A 20,253-nucleotide genomic window follows, 5' to 3' on the forward strand; every position below is an offset into this window, starting at 1 on the left:
CGGCATCGAACCTAGCGGATCACGAACCCCCGGGCCCGATCACCACCCCTATAGAAGCGTCGACGGGAGGGGCGCGGGCGCCACAGGGACACGGGAGGGGCGCGGGCGCCGCAGCGACACCGGAGGGGCGCGGGCGCCGCAGCGACACCGGAGGGGCACGGGGGGCACGGGAGGGGCGCGGCGCGGGCGCAGCGCCGCCAGCGCCGGGCGGACCGATCGGGGGTCGCGCGATGTGGGTGCCGGCTTCGCCTCGACGGGCGGCTGAGCCGGCTCAGGCGAGGCGGGTCCAACATCCAGAGAGGTCACGGTGAGGCTCATGGTGGCCCAGGTTCGCAGCCACCCTGCAATGCCACCACAGGGTCAGCTATGTCCGGGCTGTGAGCCCGGCAGCCGCACTGTGAACTCGGTGTGTCCCGGCCGGCTAACCACCGACACCGCACCGTGGTGCGCCTCGACCACCGCCGCGACGATCGCCAGGCCCAGGCCGGTGCTGCCGGCCGCTCGCGACCGCGAGCTGTCGCCGCGCGCGAACCGCTCGAACACCTCCGGCTGCAGCTCCGGCGGGACGCCGGGACCGTTGTCGGTCACCCTGATCACCGCGTACCCGTCGGGCTCCGCCGAAAGCGACGACGTCACCACCGTGCCCGGCGAGGTGTGCGTGCGGGCGTTGGCCAGCAGGTTGGCGACCACCTGGTGCAGCCGCGCGGCGTCGCCGGGGACGCTGACGGCCTCTTCCGGTACGTCCAGCCGCCAGTGGTGCTCCGGGCCCGCCACGTGGGCGTCGCTGACCGCGTCGACGAGCAGCGCCGACAGGTCGACCGGCCTGTCCTCCAGCGGCCGCCCCGAGTCCAGCCGGGCGAGCAGCAGCAGGTCGTCGACCAGCGTGGTCATCCGGGCGCTCTCCGACTCGACCCGGCGCAGGGCGTGCGCCACGTCGGGCGGTACCGCTTCGCGGCCCCGGCGGGTGACCTCCGCGTACCCCCGGATGGCCGCCAAGGGGGTGCGCAGTTCGTGGCTGGCGTCCGCCACGAACTGGCGTACCCGGGTCTCGCTGGCCTGCCGTGCGACGAGCGCGTTGGCCACGTGGCCGAGCATGCGGTTGAGCGCGGCCCCGACCTGGCCGACCTCGGTGCGCGGGTCGGTGTCGCCCTCCGGCACGCGGACCGACAGCGCGACCTCGCCGCGGTCGAGCGGCAGCTCGGCGACGCGGCTCGCGGTCGCGGCGACCCGGCGCAGCGGGCGCAGGGAAGCCCCGATGATGAGCGCTCCGATGCCGGCGGCGAGCAACACTCCGCCCGCCACCACGGCGACCTCCACTCCGATCATGCGCAGCACGGTCGCCGAGGCGGTGTCGAGCGGCACCGCGACGACGTACGTGTACCCGTCGGGGCACAGCACCGCGGCGGCTCGGTAGGTGCCCAGCTGGGGGACGTCCACGGTGTGGATGTCGCCGTCGACCGCCACCTGGCTGAGGACCGCCTCCTGGGCGTCGGCCGCCGGATTGTCGCCCCCGTAGGCCGTCAGCTTCGCGACCGCCGAACCCTTCACCTCGGTCCCGGCGAGCTTGACGACCACGGTGCCCGCCGCCTGGCCCGGGGTCAGGAGCGGCCGCTGCTCCGGCTGCTGCGGTCCCCCTGGTTTGTTTCCGCCCTTGGGATCCGCGCCCTTGAAATTGTCGGCGAAGCGATTCGCGCCCGCGACGACCTGGGTGTCGACCTGGTCGTAGAGGTAGTCACGCAGGGACAGCGTGGTCACCACGCCGATGATCAGGGACACCACGGCCAGCAGCGCGACCATGGTGGCGATCAGGCGGGCACGCAGCGACCAGCTACTCCGCCGGTTTGAGGACATAGCCCGCGCCCCGCAGCGTATGGATCATCGGTGGGCGCCCGGCGTCGATCTTCTTGCGCAGGTACGAGATGTAGAGCTCGACGACGTTGGCCTGGCCACCGAAGTCGTAGTTCCACACCCGGTCCAGGATCTGCGCCTTGCTCAACACCCGGCGCGGATTGCGCATCAGGAAACGCAGCAGCTCGAACTCGGTCGCCGTCAGCGTCACCAGGTCGCCGCCGCGGCGCACCTCGTGGCTGTCTTCGTCGAGGCTGAGGTCGCCGACGACCAGGGTCGCGTCGTCGCGTACCGTGCCGACGCCCGCCCGTCGCATCAGCGCCCGCAGCCGCGCGACCACCTCTTCCAGGCTGAACGGCTTGGTGACATAGTCGTCGCCGCCCGCCGTGAGCCCGGCGACCCGGTCCTCCACGGCGTCGCGGGCGGTGAGGAAGAGCACCGGCACGTCGGGCGAGTTCCCCCGCATGCGGCGCAGCACCTCCAGTCCGTCGAGGTCGGGCAGCATGACGTCGAGGACCACGGCGTCCGGTTCGAAGTCCTTGGCGAGGCGAACAGCGCTCATCCCGTTGGCGGCCGTGCGGACCTGCCACCCCTCGTAGCGCAGCGCCATCGACAACAGGTCGGTGAGGGTTGGTTCGTCGTCGACGACGAGCACCCGCACCGGCTCGCCGTCGTGGCGGCGCAGCTCGGGGCCGGCCTGCCGCGTGTTCATGCTCATCACGTCCTTCATGCTGGCCGCGCAGGCTGTGCCAACCCTAGGCCGTTTCTGTGCGCCGGCTGTGAGGATTTCACAGGTCCGGCACAGCTTGACCCTAGGGCCGCCCCAGCCGCCGCACGCACGCTTTGTGGCATGGATGACCTTCGGGTGGCGGTCACGGACCAGACCGCGCTGCGCGCGGCCCGCAACCTGGCACAGGCGCGGGTCGCCCAGACGCACGCACCCGCCGCACCAGCCTCAGAGCCGCCGGATCTCCCGGCCGCATGCCCGGCCCGCAGATCTTGCACTTGTCGGGCCGAAGGTCGACCAGGTCCTGTGCCGGCGTGGGGGCCGGAGCGAGGGCGAGGCCCAGGCAGCGTCCGGCAAGGCGGGCGAAAGGTCGCATACCGGCGCCGCCGGTCGTCGTCTGAGCCCGCCGCAGCCCGGTCACCCACTTCGACACAGGCCCTAGATCCACATATCGGCGACCCCCACGGGCGCGGGTTACGGGGCTAGGGAGCGGTACAGGGGGCGTAGGCGCTCCAGCAGGCCCGGGCCGCCCAGCAGCGGGCCCGGCGCCGGGAGCTGGCGCAACAGGAGGTCGGGGTCGGTGTCCAGGGTCTGCGGGCGCGACGGCAAGGGATGGGGTGGGAGCCAGAAGCGGTCCAGCGTCTCCTCCAGCGGCGTGTCGGGCACGTCGGTCAGCACAGGCGCCGTACCCACCGCCACAGCAGCGGGCGCCCGCCGGGTACGCGCCGCAGGCCCGCGCAGCCGCGCCAGCAGCGCCTCCCGCGACCGCCCCCGCCAGTGCAGGATCTGGAACGGGTCGGCGTCGAACGCCTCCGCCAGCAGGTAGAAGGTCGCCGCCAGATGCTTGCACGGCACCGCGTGGTCAGGGCACGAGCAGCGCATGTCGAGTTCGCCGATGGTGCGCGGGAACAGCGGCGCACCGCCCTCTTCGAACAGCCGCTCCAGGTCCGGCGGCAGGTCGCCGGCCAGCAGCCGGGCGCTGTAGATGGCCTGCGCCGCGAGCGTGTTCTCGATCCGCGTCCACACCGCGTCGGTAAACGGCGCCAGCCCGACCCGCACCTGGTACGGCGTGGCGCGCGAGCCCTGCACCGACGCGGTGACCGCGCCGGGCGACACATCGAGCGAGAGCACCTGGCCGGCGCGCGCGTACGACCGACCGCGGGTGAGCCGGGTGCCGACCGCGAACGACTCCAGCACGTCGAGGAACCGCCGCGACCACCACGACTCGCCGATCTTGCCGCGGGCGCTGCGCGCCTTGAGCCCGCCGTCGACCTTCCGGGTCCGCCCGTACACGTGGTAGCTCATTCGACCACCGCCCCGGCCTCCAGCGCGAACAGGGTACGCAGCTCCGATGTGGACAGCTCCGTCAGCCACTGCTCACCGGCGCCCACGATGCGAGCGGCCAGCCCGCGCTTCTCCCGGATCATCTCGGAGATCTTCTCCTCGACAGTGCCGGCACACACGAACTTGCGCACCTGCACCGCCCGCCGCTGCCCGATCCGGTACGCCCGGTCGGTCGCCTGATCCTCCACCGCCGGGTTCCACCAGCGGTCCACATGCACCACATGGTTGGCCGCGGTCAGCGTCAGCCCCGTGCCGCCCGCCTTCAGCGACAGCACGAACAGCGATGGCCCGCCGTCATCCTGGAACCGCGCCACCATCGCATCGCGGTCCTTCTTGGACACTCCACCGTGGAGATACAGCACCTCGCGGCCCGTGCGCCCCGACAGGTGCGCGCGCAGCATCGCGCCGAACTCGGCGTACTGCGTGAACAGCAGCGCCTTCTCCCCCGCCGCCAGCACCTCGTCGAGGATCTCCTCCAGCCGCGCCAGCTTGCCCGACCGGCCCGCCATCCGGGTGCCGTCATGCAGGAACTGAGCCGGATGGTTGCACACCTGCTTGAGCTTCGTCATCGTGGCCAGCACCAGCCCGCGCCGCTCGATGCCCTCACTCGACTCGATCCGGGCCAGCATGTCGTCGACGACCGCCTGATACAGCGACGCCTGCTCGCCGGTGAGGTTGCAGAGCACCTCCATCTCCAACTTCTCCGGCAGGTCCGAGATGATCGACTTATCGGTCTTGAGGCGCCGCAACACGAACGGCCCCGTGATCCGCCGCAGCCGCTCGGCCGCCTCCTCGTCGCCGTGCCGCTCCACCGGCTCCGCGTACTTCCGCTTGAATGCCGCCGCCGCGCCCAGCAGCCCCGGATTCGCGAACTCCATGATGGACCACAGGTCGGCCAACCGGTTCTCCACCGGCGTACCCGTCACCGCAACCCGGTGCCGCGCCGGCAGCGCCCGCACCGCCGCCGCCTGCCGCGTGGCCGCGTTCTTGATGGCCTGCGCCTCGTCGACGACCACCCGGTGCCACGCGACCTCACCCAGCGCCTCCGCGTCGCGCGCCGCGATCGCGTACGTGGTGACGACGACGTCCGCGGCGCGCACGGCCGCCGCGAACTCCGCTCCCCGCGGCCGTTCCGCACCATGGTGTACATGGACCCGCAGCTCCGGCGCGAACTTGGCCGCCTCCCGCTGCCAGTTCCCCACCAGCGACATGGGACACACCAACAACGTCGGCCCCACCTCAGGTGATTTTCCTGACATTAGGGCTAAAAGCTGTATAGTTTTACCCAAACCCATATCATCTGCCAGAATGCCGCCCAATCCCAGCGACTCGAGGAAGCTGAGCCAGGCCAGGCCGCGCTTCTGGTACGGACGCAGGGTGCCGGTGAAACCGGGTGGCGGCTCCACCGGAGCCATGTGCCGCTCGGCCTGGCCGGCCAGCAGGTCTCCCAGCGCCCCGTCAGCCGTGACCGCGAGCACGGGGAGCGCGTCCGGGTCGTCCTCCAGCGACAGTCCAAGGTGGAGCAGCTCGCCGACCGTCATCTCGCCGCCGGACTTGAGCAGCTTGAGCCCGGCAGCGAGCCGCTTGGCGTCGAGCTCGACCCACTGCCCGCGTAGCCGCACGAGCGGCGTCTTCAGTTTGGCGAGCGTGCGCAGTTCGCTCTCGGAGAGCGGCTCGTCGCCGAGTGCCAGCTCCCATTTGTAGTCCACGATGGACGACATGCCGACGGCGTTGCGGCCAGCGACGGTGCCGGGCGCGGTGCGGGTCTTGGCGTTCAGGCGGGCACCGAGACGCGAGCCGGGCTTGCCCCACCAGGTGGGCAGCAGCACGCCGAACCCGGCCGCGTGCAGCAGTGGCGCTCCCTCGCGCAGGAACCGGTGCGCGCCTGCGGCGTCGACGGCGAGCGTGCTGGGCTTGGCGGTGCGCAGGGCGTCGTCGAGTTCGGGCCACAGGCGGCTGGCGCGGCCAAGCTCGGTGAGCAGGGTCTCGCGCGGGGCGTCGAGGTGCCGGGCGAGGGCGCGCAGGGCGCCGCGGGAGCGCCACACGCTTTCGGCGTCGACGACGAGGCTGGGCTCGTCGGCCGCCTGGAGGGCGAAGTCGACCCGCCAATCCTGCACCTCGTCGGACTGTGGTTCGACGAGCCGGAAGCAGGCGCGCACGGCTCCGCCGGCGGCGTCGCGCTGCCATTCGGCGAGTTCGGCGGCGAGGGCCGCGATGTCGGATGGGTCGGCGGTGAAGTGCCGCTCGTATCCGGTGAGCGCCGCCAGCCAGGCGCCGGTGGCGGTGCCACGGCCGCCGGCGATGCGCGCGCCGGTGGTGCGGGCGGCGGCGTCGACGAGCGCGTCGAGTGCCGCGGCGGTGATCTCGGCAGGGCTGCCGCCGGCGGCGCGCGCGGCGGGCGGCAGGGCCGCCGCGAGCGATTGCGCCCATATGCCGTCCGCCCCGGTGAGCAACGGCCGCCACAGGGCCAGCGCCCTGCTGGCTGGCCCGGGGGCTGCAAAGGCGGCGCCTTCCCTCGCGCGGCGCACCGACTTCGTCGGCGCGTCGCTCGGTCCAGGCGACGCCGGCCCCTGGCCCGGGGTCGCGGGGTCAGGCGCGAGCGTGGGGAGCAGGCGGCCGCGGTGGACGAGGTCGACGGCGAAGTCGGCCACTTCGGCCAGGTGGCGCAGCGACGCGCCGTACAGCAGGTCGTCGTCGTCGAGGGCCCGGAGCAGCGGAAGCGCGTCGTCGGGCGCCAGCTCCAGCACGGGTACGCGCCAGGTGGCGAGCGCCACCGGCGCGCGGGGTGGCGGCTCTGGGCGTACCAACTCGGGCGAATCGACGGGCCGGCCGGCGGCGGTCGGAAGGCCTAGCGCGACGGTGGCCTGGGTGGCTTTTGCGGCGATCTCGCCGAGCGCGGCGGCGAGGTCGCCGGCCGACGCGGCGAAGGGGTGGGGTCGCTGTTTCGGCGGGCGGCCCGACCGGCGTGCTGGGTCGGCCGGCGCCGCCGGATCTTCCGCCCACAGGGCCAGGTGACCGTGGTGCCACAGCCCGTGTACGACCAACACCTGGCCAGTTTGCCAGAGTAGGTTGGGATCATGACTCAACCGACCGTGAGCCTCGCCGGTGGAGGCCAGATGCCGCTGCTCGGCTTCGGTACCTGGCAGCTGCCCGGTTCGCAGGCGTACGACCCGGTGCGGATGGCGCTCGACACCGGATACCGGCATCTTGACACCGCGACGATGTACCGCAACGAGACCGAGGTCGGCCGGGCTCTGCTCGACAGCGGGGTGCCGCGTGACCAGGTCTTCGTCACGACGAAGCTGCCCGCCGAGCGGGCGGGCCGGGAGCGCGAGACGATCGAGGCGAGCCTGCGCGCGCTGGGCATCGACCAGCTCGACCTGTGGCTGGTGCACTGGCCGCCGAACGGCGCGGCGCGACCGGAGACGTGGCGCGAGTTCGTGGCCGCGCGGGAGGCGGGGTTGACGCGCGCGATCGGGGTGAGCAATTACAGCATCGGGCAGATCGACGAGTTGATCGACGCGACCGGGGTGGCGCCGGAGGTCAACCAGATCCCGTACAGCCCGGCGCTGCACGACGCGAAGCTGCTCGCCGAGCACCGGGAGCGGGGGGTGGTGGTGGAGGGGTACAGCCCGTTCCGCCGCAGCAACCTGCGCGAGCCGGTGTTCGCCGAGGTGGCGAAGGCGCACGGGGTGACGCCGGCCCAGGTGATCCTGCGCTGGCACCTCCAGCACGAGATCGTGGTGATCCCGAAGTCGGCGACCCCGGACCGTATCAAGGCCAACTTCGATGTCTCCGGCTTCGAGCTGACGCCGGACGAGATGGCAAGGATCGACGCGGTCTAGCTGAGGGCTAGGACGGCGGCGGATTCGGCCGGAAGGTCGACCGCCGTCGTCACGCCGGGGGCGGTCGACAGGAGGATGTCCGCCGCGGCCAGCGGGACGCGGGTGGGGTGCGGTGCGAGGTTGGCCGCCACCGCCGTGCTTCCGCGCCGCATCACGAGCCAGCGGTCGCCGTGCGTGACCTCGACCCGGTCGAGTCGGGGGTCGGTCAGGTCGGGCAGGGCGCGGCGCAGGGCGATGAGTCGCCGGTACAGGTCGAGCATGTCGCGGTGCGCGGGCTTGCCGAGTTCGGCCCAGTCGAGCCGGGACCGGGCGAGCGTCAGCGGGTCCTGCGGGTCGGGCACGTCGCCGGTCGGCCAGCCGTGCGCGGCGAACTCGCGCCGCCGGCCCTCGCGCACGGCGGTGGCGAGGTCGGGCTCGGGGTGGCTGGTGAAGAACTGCCACGGCGTGGTCGCGCCCCACTCCTCGCCCATGAAGAGCATCGGTGTGAACGGCGACGTCAACAGCAGCACCGCGCCGACGCGCAGCAGCCCCGGGCTCAGCGTCGTTGAAATCCGGTCGCCGGTCGCCCTGTTGCCGATCTGGTCGTGGTTCTGGAGGTACGCGACGAAGCGGTGCGCGGGTGTGCGCTCCCGGTCGACGGGCCGGCCGTGCGTGCGGCCGCGGAAGCTCGACCACGTGCCGGCGTGGAAGTACGCACCGGTCAGCACGGTGGCGAGGCACTCCGGCGAGCCGAAGTCGGCGTAGTAGCCCTGCCGTTCGCCGGTCAGCAGGGTGTGCAGCGCGTGGTGCGCGTCGTCGTTCCACTGCCCGTGGAGCCCGTATCCGCCGGCCTCGCGCGGCGTGATGAGCCGGGGGTCGTTGAGGTCTGACTCGGCGATCAGCGTGAGTGGGCGGCCGAGGTGCGCGGCGAGGGCGTCGACCTCCGCGGCCAGTTCCTCCAGCAGGTGTACCGCCCGGTGGTCGACGAGCGCGTGCACGGCGTCCAGCCGCAGCCCGTCGGCGTGGTAGTCGCGCAGCCAGGCCAGCGCACTGTCCACGATGTACCGCCGGACCTCGTCGGAGTGGCGACCGTCCAGATTGAGCGATCGTCCCCACGAGTTGCCGCCGTCGGCGAGGTACGGCCCGAACCGCGGTGCGTACGCCCCGGACGGTCCGAAGTGGTTGTAGACCGCGTCGATGAGCACCCCGAGGCCGCGCGCGTGGCAGGCGTCGATGAGCCGCTTGAGCCCGTCCGGCCCGCCGTACCCTTCGTGCGGCGCGTACCAGCACACGCCGTCGTAGCCCCAGTTGTGTGTGCCGTTGAAGGCGTTGACGGGCAGCAGCTCGACCATGTCGACGCCCAGGTCGACGAGGTGGTCGAGGCGCCCGATGGCCGCGTCGAAGGTGCCTTCCGGCGTGAACGTGCCGATGTGCAGCTCGTACAGCACGCTGCCGGCCAGCGTCGGCCCGGTCCAGGCGGCGTCGGTCCACGGGAAGGCGGCGTGGTCGTAGACGCGGCTCAGGCCGTGTGGCCCGTGCGGCTGCCACGCCGAGCGCGGGTCGGGCAGCGGCTCGTCGGCACCGTCCAACAGGTACCCGTAGTCCGTGCCGGGCAGCGCGCCGGGCACGTCGGCGCGCCACCACCCGCCGGCGCCGGCCGTCATGGGAACGTCGGCGGTGAAGCCGGTGAGCCGCAGCCGCACGTCGGACCGTTCGGGCGCCCACACCTCGAAGTGGGTCATGTGACCGGACTGTAGTCCGGGAGCGGCTTCAACACGTCGTAACACATCGGTCACGCGGCGTGTGGCGCATGATCGAGGCGTCCCTCAAGTCTGTTGGAGCGACTTGAGGGACGCCTCGATCTCGGTTCATGCGACGCGGTACGCGCGCACGATCGTCTGGTCGATCGCGCTTCCGGCGCTGCCCTTCGCCTCGACGCGCAGCGACACGAACTGGCCCGCCATCGCCTGCGGCACCTTCGCCGTGAACCGGTCGCCCGCGCCTCGGACCACCGGCACCGACTGCCACGTCGCGCCGTCGTCGACCGATGTCCAAAACGCGAGCGAGGTCACGTCCTGCCGGGCCACCCCGTGTGACTGGTGGACGGTGAACGCCGCTGTGTCGCCGGCGGGCTTGTTGTCCGTGTCCAGCGGCAGGGTGTAGTCCACCGACAGCAGCGGCACCCGCGCGCTCCCGGTGCCGGACGGGCCGGTCGAGCGGAACGTCCACGCCGTGCTCACCCGCGTCGACACCGGCAGCCAGCCGCTGTTGTCGACCTCGTGGGTGAGCCGGTACGTGCCGGCGTCCGCCGGGATGGCGAAGTCGCCGAACGACCCGGCCACCTCACCGATCTTCGCACCGTCCCTGTGCAGCGACATGCTCGCCTTGCCCTGCTCGAAGCATGTGAACCGCTGGTGCTGGTCGACCATCGGCACGATCTCGACGTGCAGATTGCCCCGGGTCCGGCTCACCGGGTTCGGGGTGCACCCGCTGATGGCCGGCTCCGGGTCGTCGTACCAGTCGGGGCGCAGCGGCTGCCGCACCCAGTCCTTCTCGTGGCGGCTGCCTGGCTCGTACCGCCGCGCCGCCTCCTGCGTGACCAGCCCGTCGTAGAACGCCTCGTCGAGCCACGCGAACCCGGGCGACACGTAGTCGGTGCGGCTGCCGTACACCTGGTCGGTGTACGACTCGGAGATCAGGCCGCCGGCCTCGCTCACCCCGTACCGCTTGTGGCTGGTCCGGGAGTCCGGGCTGTCCAGCCGGTGGAAACGCTGGTCGATCCGCACCAGCTGGGCCTTCTCGGCGTCCGTCACCGTGTACGACGGGTCGGCCGGGATGCCCCGCTCGTGCTCGGAGATCAGGTCGTAGAAGGAGCCCTCCGCGGTCAGGCCGGCCATCGTGTACGCCGAGAACGTGCCGAGCCCCGGCTCGTCCATGGGCGCCGCGTACACGCTGTCCTTGGTGGCCTGCTCGCCCCACGCGTAGGCGAAGTCGCTCCAGCCGAGGCCGCGCCGCCCGAACTGCTCGAAGCTGATGCCGAGCGCCTCCGCCGTGGTCTCCACGCCGTCGACGCCGACCTTCACCGGCACCGCGCGGGCGCCGTCCATCACCACGGCGGTGTCGCCCGCGACCGTCACGTCGGTGTCGCCGGCCAGGATCATCCGGCCGTCGGCGAACGGGTCGCCCTGCCAGATGGAGCCCAGCACGCTGTACCGGCCAGCCGGCACCGGTACCCGGACCGTCTCACCCCTGTCGACGCCGATGATCTCGGCGAAGGCCGCGGGGTCGTCCAGGTTGATGATCCAGGCGTTGGCGGAGGCTCCGGCGTCCGCCGGCACGTCCGCGGGCAGCGTCATGGTGAGCGCCAGCTCGTGGCTCGGCGGCTTCACCTCGAACGCGACCAGCGTCGTGCCGGCGCCGCCGGCCGTGACGGTGGCGCCGTAGAAGCCGGGCGCGAGCCCGGTCCGGTCGACCCGCAGCACCGCAACGCCGTTGCCGCGCGGCGCGATCGACAGCCTGGACTCCGACAGCGTGGCCGACCGCGAGGTCTCGCCGTGCCGGTCGGCGACGGTCACCGCGAGTGGCACGCGCGCGGCGCGGCGGCCGGTGTTGGTCCAGGTCAGCTTGGCCTCGGTAGCCTCGGCGCCCAGGCTGACCAGGCCGACGTCGGACACCACGCCGCCGAGGGCACGCGCCGCGTTCAGCCGGCCGGCGCCGACGGTGTACGGGTCCGCGGCGGCCACCGGGTCCGCCGCACCGACGAGCGCCGCCTTGAGGCGGCGAGGGGACCAGTCCGGGTGGCGCTGCGCGAGCAACGCGGCCGCGCCCGCGACGTGCGGCGTGGCCATGGAGGTACCGGAGGCCGCCGCGTACCGGGCGTCAATCGCGCGGCCCATCGTGGTACCGGCGGCGCGCGCCGCGACGATGTCCACGCCCGGCGCCACGATCTCGGGCTTCGCGGCAGCCGTGTTGATCAGTGGCCCGCGGCTGGAGAACTCGGCCAGCTTGTCGCTGCCGTCGACCGCGCCCACGGTCAGCGCGGTGGCGGCGGCCGCCGGCGCGGTGATGATCCGGTCGTAGGGGCCGTCGTTGCCGGCGGCCACCACGAAGAGCGTGCCGTGCTCGTCGGTCAGGGCGTCGAGCGCCTGCGACATCGGGTCGCTGCCGTCGCTCGGGTCCCAGCTGCCGAGGCTCAGGTTGACCACGTCGGCGCGCGGTGCCGCCCACTCCATGCCGGCGATCACCTGCGAGTCGGTGCCGTACCCCTCGTCGTCGAGCACCTTGCCGGCCAGCAGCGTCGCGGCCGGCGCCACACCCCGGCGCTCGCCACGCGCGGCGGCTCCGGTGCCGGCGATCGTCGCCGCCACGTGGGTGCCGTGCCCGTGGCCGTCGACCGCGTCGCCGGCCTCGACCGTGAAGTCCTTCTTCTCGGCGACCTTCCTGGCGAGGTCGGGATGGGTGGCGTCGACGCCGGTGTCAAGCACCGCGACCTTGGTGCCCTTGCCGGTGTACCCGCTCGCCCACGCCTGCGGCGCCGACACCTGCGTGAGGTTCCGGTCGATCTTGGCGGCGTTGAGCCCCGTGGCTTTGACCTTGTGGTCGAGCCAGACCTTGCCGCCCCCGGCGTTGGGCAGCTCGGCGCGCTTGTCCTTCGGGTGCCGGCCCGCGACGGCGTCGATGCTCGGCAGGTCCCGCCTGCCGCGCAGCCCGGCGGCGAACGTGCTCGCCGCGCGCGCCTTGCCGGGCCGCACGATCAGCGGCAGCTCCTTGGCGCGCGCGTCGTCGTACCCCTCGGTGATCAGCGTGGTCACGTCGAAGAGGGCCTCGTCGTATACGTCACCCAGCAGGTGCGCCACGTCACCCGGCACCACGCGCACCCGCCCGTCCGGACCGCAGTTGCGCCGCAGCACCCCGCTCGGGCGCGCCGGTCTCACCGAGACGACCGGGCAGCCGGACGTTCGCGTGTGGACGGTGACGACGTCGCCGGTGAGCAGCGTCACCGTGTACGTCTTGCCGGCCGGCAGCAGCGCGGCCGGCGCGTTGACCGCCGTGACGCCGCTGCGCCGGGTGTCGGCGTACGCCACGCCACCGCCCGCGGCGAGCACACCGGCGACGAGCGCGATCCCCAGGACCCTTCGACTTCGTCCGTGTCTATTCACGTCCCGAAGACGGGTTCACCGACGCCTCCGGTTGCATCCGCTCGCCAGCCGGCGTGTCTTCGCTCACCTTCTGGCCCTTTTGGAATGCGCGCGTAACAACAATGCTTTTTGATTGGTGAAGCCCGGTCGGGCAACAACCTCCTACACCTGCCGCCAGAGGCGCCGGCGGGGTAGACACGTACCTTCTCACCCCTGAAATGGAGACGCAGTGACCCTGCGGGTCGACGAGCAAGACGGCGCCCTCCGCCCCAGCACGCTCCCCTCCCCCTCGACCTACCCGCGCACCGGCCTGCCCACGGCCTCGGGGCCCGCGCCCGACGGCCGCCGCCGGATCCTCATGCTTTCCTGGGAGTACCCGCCGGTCATGGTGGGTGGCCTCGGCCGGCACGTGCATGCGCTGTCCACCTCGCTGGCCGCCGCCGGCCACGAGGTCACCGTCGTCACCCGCCACGCCCCCGGCGCGCCCCTGGAGGAGTACGCCGACGGCGTGCGCATCGTCCGGGCGCCCGAAGACCCGCCGGTGTTCCCGCTCGCGACGCCATCGTTGCTGGCGTGGACGATGGCGTTCAACCACACGCTCACCCGCGCCGCGCTGCGGGCCGCCGAGTCCGGCGAGTACGACGTGATCCACGCGCACGACTGGCTCGTGGCGCACACCGCGATGACCCTCAAGGAGCACCTCGATTTGCCGCTGGTCACCACCATCCACGCCACCGAGGCGGGGCGGCACCAGGGCTGGCTCCCCGAGGAGATGAACCGCACGATCCACTCGGTGGAGTGGTGGCTGTCGAGCGAGTCGACCCGCGTCGTGGTCTGCTCCGAGTACATGAAGTGGGAGGCCAACCGCCTCTTCGACCTCCCGACCGACCGTCTCGACGTGGTCGCGAACGGCGTCGAGACCGACCGCTGGCAGGTCTCCCCGGCCGCGGTCTCCGCCGCGCGCGAGCGGTTCGCCGGCAACGGCCCGCTGCTGACCTTCGCCGGCCGGCTGGTGTACGAGAAGGGCGTGCAGGACCTGATCGCGGGCCTGCCGAAGCTGCGTTCGGAGCACCCGGGCCTGCGGCTGGTGATCGCCGGTGACGGCCCGTACCGGCCGGAGCTGGAGGCCGACATCCACCGGCTGGGGCTGTCGCAGGTGGTGACGTTCCCGGGGTTCCTGGGCGGCACCGACCTGCCCGCCGTGATCGCGGCGTCGGACTGCTTCGCGGTCCCGAGCATCTACGAGCCGTTCGGCATGGTGGCCCTGGAAGGCGCCGCGGCCGGTGCCCCGCTGGCGGTTGCCGCGACGGGTGGCCTGGCGGAGTTCGTCGAGCCGGGCGTCAACGGCGTCACGTTCCCGGCGAAGGACCCGGACGCGCTCGCCCACGCGGTCAGCACGCTGCTGGCCGACTCCGAGATGGCCCGCACGCTCGCGGGTCGGGCCCGGAGCATGGTGCACGAGCGGTACGGCTGGGCGTCGATCGCGGCGCGCACCGCCGCGGTGTACTCGTCGGCGATCGCCCAGGCGCCGGCTTTCAACGCCCAGCAGGCGGAGCTGCGCATGGCGCAGGGCCGCGCGGTGGCCCCGGTTCGCGAGGGTAACCTGCTGGCGGTCGCCTGATGCTCGACACCTTGAAGCGACCTACTCCCATGAGTGATCTCGACCTCTTCCTGCTCTCCCAGGGCCGTCACGAGCGGCTCTGGGAGGTGTTGGGCGCCCAGGCACGCGAGGGCGGTTCGCACTTCACGGTCTGGGCGCCGAACGCGCGTGAGGTCCAGGTGGTCGGCGACTTCAACGGGTGGCAGGGTGACCCGCTGGAGCGGCTCGGCCCGAGTGGCGTGTGGGGCGGTTTCGTCCCGGGCGCCGCGACCGGCCACCGGTACAAGTACCGGATCCACGGCTCGGACGGTGAGTGGACCGACAAGGCCGACCCGATGGCGACGGCCACCGAGTGCCCGCCGAAGACCGCCTCGGTGATCTACGAGTCCGCCTACGAGTGGGGCGACGCCCAGTGGCTCGGGCAGCGGAAGTCGGATCACCACGCCCAGCCGATGTCCGTCTACGAGGTTCACCTCGGGTCGTGGCGGCCTGGCCTTTCGTACCGAGACCTCGCCGAGCAGCTCACCGAGTACGTCACCGATCTGGGCTTCACGCACGTGGAGTTCCTGCCGGTGGCCGAGCACCCGTATGGCGGCTCGTGGGGCTACCAGGTCACCGGGTACTACGCGCCGACGGCCCGGTTCGGGTCGCCCGACGACTTCCGGTACCTGGTCGACCGCCTGCACCAGGCCGGCGTCGGTGTGCTGCTCGACTGGGTGCCGGCGCACTTCCCCAAGGACGCCTGGGCGCTCGCCCGGTTCGACGGCACCCCGCTGTACGAGCACGCCGACCCGCGTCGCGGCGAGCACCCCGACTGGGGCAGCCTCGTGTTCGACTACGGCCGCCCGGAGGTGCGCAACTTCCTGGTCGCCAACGCCCTGTACTGGCTGGAGGAGTTCCACATCGACGGCCTGCGCGTCGACGCGGTCGCGTCGATGCTCTACCTCGACTACTCCCGCGGCCCCGGCCAGTGGTCCCCGAACGCGTACGGCGGCAACCATCACCTGGAAGCCATCGACCTGCTCAAGCAGCTCAACGAGACGGTCTACCGCACCCACCCGGGCGTCGTCATGATCGCCGAGGAGTCGACCGCCTGGCCCGGCGTTTCCCGCCCGGTCGACTGGGGCGGCCTGGGGTTCGGCCTGAAGTGGAACATGGGCTGGATGCACGACACGCTCGACTACGTCGAGCGCGACCCGGTGCACCGCAAGTACCACCACGCCCAGCTGACGTGGCCGTCCGTCTACGCCTTCGACGAGCAGTTCGTCCTGCCCATCAGCCACGACGAGGTCGTACACGGCAAGCGCTCCCTGGTGGCGAAGCTCCCCGGCGACCGCTGGCAACGCCTGGCGGGCCTGCGCGGCTTCCTGGCCTACATGTGGGCCTTCCCTGGCAAGCAACTGCTCTTCATGGGCTCCGAACTAGCCGACGAACAAGAGTGGAGCGAAGCCCGCGGCCTCGACTGGACCCAAGCCGGCGGCGACGGCACCAGCCCTTTGATCCGCGACCTCAACCACCTGTACCGCTCCACTGCGGCCCTGTGGTCGCAGGACACAAAGCCCGAGGGCTTCGAGTGGATCCGCCACGACGACAGCGCGGCCAACACGTTGGCCTTCACCAGGAAGTCCCCGGACGGCGAATACCTGACCTGCGTAGTCAACTTCTCCGGCATCCCGCGCATCGGCTACCAGCTCACCCTCCCCGAGGCAGGGGTGTGGCAAGAAGTCATCAACACTGACGCCCAGGCCTACGGCGGCACCGGAGTGGGCAACTACGGCGCGGTCAAGACCGCCGCCGACGGCGCGACCGAGGTGAACGTGGGCCCTTACGCCGCAGTCTGGCTACGGCGCTAGTCAGCCGGCTTTTCGGGGGCGAGGGTGACCACCCTCGCCCCGAAACCCGCCCTTGATCACATCAACCTCTCGTGACACGATAGCCTCACCAAACTGAACAGTTTGGTTTGATCGGGGGATCACGAGGGTGCGGGGGAACGCGAAGCGGGAGCAAATCTGCCGTGGCGCCCTCGAAGTCTTCCTCCAGTGCGGCGTCGCCGGCACCAGCATGGACCACGTCGCCGCCACCGCCGGCGTCTCCAAGCAGACCCTGTACGTCTACTTCCGCAGCAAGGAAGAGCTGCTGGTCGACGTGCTCGGCAGCATGGTGAACTCGCTCGACGAGCGTGCCCCGCTGCTCGCCGACCGGGCGGTCGCGTCACACAACGACCTGCGCGCCGTGCTCTCCGAGGTGGCCTGGACACTGGTCAGCCACCTCATGAGCCCCAACTATCTGGCGCTGTTCCGCATCTTCATCGCCGAGATGGTCAGCACTCCCGCCCTCGCCCAGATCTGGCGCGAGACGGTGCCAGCACGGTTCCTCGCCCGCGTCGAGACGGTGCTCACACACGCCCGCGAGGCCGGCGTGATCAAGGACGTCGACCTCGACCTCGCCACCCGGCTGTTCATCGGCCCCATGATGACCTTCGTCTTTCTGGACGGTCTGGCCCGTCCGGGCAACGTCCTGGTTCCGAATCGAGAGCGGGTCGACGAGGTGGTCGACCTCTACCTGCGCGCCGTCACCTGACACCCCTCGGAGGCCGGCCACATGTCCTTCAACCTCGACACCTACAAACGCGAGGCCCAAGCCGTCACCGTCAACGACATCGACTTCGACGACTTCCGCGACCAGCCCCTCTCACCCGAAGCTCTGCGCTGCCTGCACTACATGACCGACGTCGAGACCCACACCGTCTGCTACCTGCGAGACCTGCTGGTCACGCCCTCGCACCAGAACCCCCGCATCACCACATTTCTCACGATGTGGAACTTCGAGGAGTTCTGGCATGGCGATGTCATCGACCGCGTTCTCGCGGTGCACGATGAGATCAACGGCCTGCCGCGCCACGAGAGCGTGCGGCTCGCCCAAGGCTTTTCGGGCAACGTGCTGGCACCCATCACGCAGTGCCTCGCGGCCGCGGTGATCGGTGAGGACTTCATCGCCACGCACATGACGTGGGGAGCCGTCAACGAATGGTCCGCCCACGCCGCGTACGGAAGGTTGATCGAGCTTGAACAGCATGCGACGCTGACGAAGATTCTCCAGCGTATCCAGCAACAGGAGAGCCGACACTTGGCGTTCTACATGACCGAGGCCCGGGAGCGCCTGGAGCGCAGCCGGCGGGCCCAGCGGATCACTCGCTTCCTGCTCAAGCGCTTCTGGGCCCCCGTGGGCTCCACCATCACGACGAAGGCGGAGACTCAGTTCATCCTGGGTCACCTCTTCAACGGCAAGGACGGGGCGCGGATGGTGCGGATGCTCGATCAGAAGGTCGACAAGCTGCCCGGGCAGGCGGGCCTGAGCCTGGTGTCCAAGTCGGTCGCCAAGTTCGGTGTGTCGCTCGCATGAGCCATCTGGACGGAGAACACATCCTGCTGACCGGTGGCACAGGCTTCCTCGGTCAGGCGCTGCTCGAAAAGCTGCTCTCCACCTACCCGACGACCCGGGTCACGCTGCTGGTCCGCCGCCGGGGCAGCTCGTCCGGCGCCGACCGGCTCAGGACCCTGCTGAAGCGGCCGGTGTTCGGCACGTGGCGAGAGGCGGTGGGCGCCGACGCGGTCGCGGCCACGGTCGCCGAGCGGGTCAGGGTGATCGACGGCGAGCTGGGCAGCACCGAGGTCACGCTCCCCGACGATCTCAGTGCGGTGATCCACGCGGCGTCGACGGTGTCGTTCGACCCGCCGATCGACGACGCGTTCCGCACCAACGTGCAGGGCGTCGTCGACCTGTACGACGCGGTCGCGCGCACAAGAAACGAGAGGACGCACAGCAGCCCGCCTCCACACGTGATTCACGTCTCGACCGCCTACGTGGCCGGCGCGCGCAAGGGCGTCGTGCCCGAGCGGTCCCTGGACCACGACGCGGTCTGGCGCACCGAGCTGGCCGCCGCCCGCGCGGCGCGCGAGAGCGTGGAGTGGGACTCGCGGCGCCCGGCCGTCCTGCGGCGGGCGCTCGCCGACGCGCGCAAGGACCACGGCAAATCCGGACCCCAGTCCACCGCGGCCGCCGCCGAGCAGCGGCGGGTCGAGTGGGTGGAGAAACAGCTCGTCGAGTACGGTCGGCTGCGCGCGCAGAGCCTTGGCTGGCCCGACGTGTACACCTTCACGAAGGCGCTCGGTGAGCGCGTGGCCGAGGAGAAGCTGACCGGCGCGATGCCGCTGTCGGTGGTGCGGCCGGCCATTGTGGAGAGTTCGCTGCGATACCCCTTCCCCGGCTGGATCGACGGCTTCAAGATGGCCGACCCGCTGATCCTCGCCTACGGCCGGGGCATCCTGCCGGAGTTCCCGGGCCTGCCCGACGGCGTGCTCGACGTGATCCCGGTCGACATCGTCGTAAACGCCACCCTCGCTGTCGCCGCCGCACCACCGCCGGTGGACGAGCCGGCGTACTACCACGTGGGTTCCGGCTCCCGGAACCCACTCACCTTCCGGGGCATCCACGACACCGTCCAGGAGTACTTCACCGAGCACCCGATGCCCGATGGCGGCCGGGGCCAGATCAAGGTTCCGGAGTGGACGTTCCCCGGCGCCAAGCGGGTCGAGCGGATGCTGCGCACCGGCGAGAAGGCGCTGTCGGTGGCGCAGAAGGCGCTGCTGTCCGCCCCCGCCAACAAGCGCACCAGGCACTGGCAGGACGACCTCACCAAGCAGCAGGACAAGCTCGACTTCCTGCGCAAGTACTCGGAGCTCTACGGCGTTTACACCGAGGCCGAGGTCATCTACACCGACAGCAAGCTGCTCGCGTTGCACCGAGCACTGCCGGACGAGCGCACCGAGGAGCACGGCTTCGACGCGGCCATCATCGACTGGCACCACTACCTGCAAGAGGTGCACTACCCCGCCATCACGGCCACCATGCGCAAGGCGACGACCGGACGGCGCACCAGCAGCAGCGCCCTGCCGCCGCTCAAGCGCGCGCCCGACGGCGGAGTCGTCGCGGTCTTCGACCTCGAGGGCACGATAGTGGCCTCCAACGTCATCGAGACGTACCTGCTGGCCAAGCTCTGCGACCTGCCGCGGGCCGGATGGCCGGCGGAGCTGGCCGACCTGGTCCGCCGGATGCCGCGCTACCTGGCCGCCGAGCGCCGCGACCGCGGCGAGTTCCTGCGCACATTCGTGCGCCGCTACGAGGGTGCCGACGAGGCGGGCCTCGCCCGCCTCGTCAAACACCACCTGGGCGACGCGCTGCTGCGGCGCTCGCACCCTGAGGCCATCCGCCAAGTACGCAAGCACCGCGCGGCCGGCCACCGCACGGTCCTCATCACGGGCACCGTCGACGTGCTGGTCCAGCCGATCGCCGGCCTCTTCGACGAGGTGGTGGCGAGCCGGCTGCACGTGCGCGACGGGCGGTTCTCCGGGTTCCTGGAGTCGCCGCCGCTGGTCGGTGAGGCCCGCGCGGCGTGGCTGCGCCGGTACGCGGAGACGGTCGGCGCCGACCTGACCGAGAGCTACGGGTACGGCGACAGCTACTCCGACCGGCCGCTGCTGGAGGCCGTCGGGCACCCGGTCGCGGTCAACCCCGACCCGCACCTGTACCGGCACGCCAAGTCGCGCCGCTGGCCGGTGGCGCACTGGAAGGCATACACGCTGCCGGTGGGCGACGCGTTCGTGGAGACCGCCTTATGAAGCACCCCAGAAAAACGCTCCGCTTCGCTCCACGTTTTCCCGGGGGCCCCGCATGAACCTGACCCTCGAATACCACCGCTCTCCCGTGCGGTAC

The 20,253-nt window shown here is 71.5% G+C and carries 12 protein-coding genes; 6 read left to right on the top strand and 6 right to left on the bottom strand.

The window, feature by feature from the left end:
• Positions 1-360: 360 nt before the first annotated feature.
• The 4 genes from V6V89_RS27130 to V6V89_RS27145 all read right to left on the bottom strand — a co-directional run bounded on the left by V6V89_RS27130 (position 361) and on the right by V6V89_RS27145 (position 6,966).
• Positions 361-1,851 (bottom strand): sensor histidine kinase, encoded by a 1,491-nt coding sequence (locus tag V6V89_RS27130; protein ID WP_334622244.1) that lies wholly within the window; start codon positions 1,849-1,851, stop codon positions 361-363.
• On the bottom strand, positions 1,829-2,560 hold the full coding sequence (locus tag V6V89_RS27135; protein ID WP_334622310.1) for a response regulator transcription factor: 732 nt from the start codon (positions 2,558-2,560) through the stop codon (positions 1,829-1,831). The genes V6V89_RS27130 and V6V89_RS27135 overlap by 23 nt, the downstream gene beginning before the upstream one ends.
• Before the next feature lie 489 nt (positions 2,561-3,049).
• Complete coding sequence (locus tag V6V89_RS27140; protein WP_334622246.1) at positions 3,050-3,880, bottom strand: SWIM zinc finger family protein; 831 nt, start codon at positions 3,878-3,880, stop codon at positions 3,050-3,052.
• Entirely contained in the window at positions 3,877-6,966 is a 3,090-nt protein-coding gene (locus tag V6V89_RS27145; RefSeq protein ID WP_334622247.1) for a DEAD/DEAH box helicase, read from the bottom strand. The genes V6V89_RS27140 and V6V89_RS27145 overlap by 4 nt, the downstream gene beginning before the upstream one ends.
• Before the next feature lie 30 nt (positions 6,967-6,996).
• Here V6V89_RS27145 and V6V89_RS27150 point away from each other — a divergent pair, with 30 nt between their 5' ends.
• The gene (locus V6V89_RS27150; RefSeq protein ID WP_334622248.1) at positions 6,997-7,764 is read left to right on the top strand and encodes an aldo/keto reductase; all 768 of its coding nucleotides are present in this window, start codon (positions 6,997-6,999) and stop codon (positions 7,762-7,764) included.
• On the opposite strand, the gene treZ is transcribed toward V6V89_RS27150, so the two are convergent.
• Positions 7,761-9,485: a malto-oligosyltrehalose trehalohydrolase gene (gene treZ, locus V6V89_RS27155; RefSeq protein WP_334622249.1), complete on the bottom strand. Its 1,725-nt coding sequence runs from the start codon at positions 9,483-9,485 to the stop codon at positions 7,761-7,763. The genes V6V89_RS27150 and treZ overlap by 4 nt on opposite strands.
• A 126-nt stretch (positions 9,486-9,611) precedes the next feature.
• Complete coding sequence (locus tag V6V89_RS27160; protein ID WP_334622250.1) at positions 9,612-12,902, bottom strand: S8 family serine peptidase; 3,291 nt, start codon at positions 12,900-12,902, stop codon at positions 9,612-9,614.
• Between the two features lie 337 nt (positions 12,903-13,239).
• Here V6V89_RS27160 and V6V89_RS27165 point away from each other — a divergent pair, with 337 nt between their 5' ends.
• The 5 genes from V6V89_RS27165 (at position 13,240) to V6V89_RS27185 (ending at position 20,159) form a co-directional block, all read left to right on the top strand.
• Positions 13,240-14,502: a glycosyltransferase family 4 protein gene (locus V6V89_RS27165; RefSeq protein WP_334622311.1), complete on the top strand. Its 1,263-nt coding sequence runs from the start codon at positions 13,240-13,242 to the stop codon at positions 14,500-14,502.
• 29 nt (positions 14,503-14,531) lie between these two features.
• The gene (glgB, locus tag V6V89_RS27170; protein WP_334622251.1) at positions 14,532-16,334 is read left to right on the top strand and encodes a 1,4-alpha-glucan branching protein GlgB; all 1,803 of its coding nucleotides are present in this window, start codon (positions 14,532-14,534) and stop codon (positions 16,332-16,334) included.
• 127 nt (positions 16,335-16,461) lie between these two features.
• Positions 16,462-17,061, top strand: a complete 600-nt coding sequence (locus V6V89_RS27175) for a TetR/AcrR family transcriptional regulator (protein ID WP_334622253.1) — start codon at positions 16,462-16,464, stop codon at positions 17,059-17,061.
• A 21-nt stretch (positions 17,062-17,082) separates the two neighbouring features.
• A complete protein-coding gene (locus tag V6V89_RS27180; RefSeq protein WP_334622255.1) occupies positions 17,083-17,883 on the top strand; it encodes a hypothetical protein in 801 nt (266 codons plus the stop codon).
• On the top strand, positions 17,880-20,159 hold the full coding sequence (locus tag V6V89_RS27185; RefSeq protein WP_334622257.1) for an HAD-IB family hydrolase: 2,280 nt from the start codon (positions 17,880-17,882) through the stop codon (positions 20,157-20,159). The genes V6V89_RS27180 and V6V89_RS27185 overlap by 4 nt, the downstream gene beginning before the upstream one ends.
• Positions 20,160-20,253 lie beyond the last annotated feature (94 nt).

The organism is Micromonospora sp. CPCC 206061, from assembly GCF_036906915.1.
Taxonomy (GTDB): domain Bacteria; phylum Actinomycetota; class Actinomycetes; order Mycobacteriales; family Micromonosporaceae; genus Phytohabitans.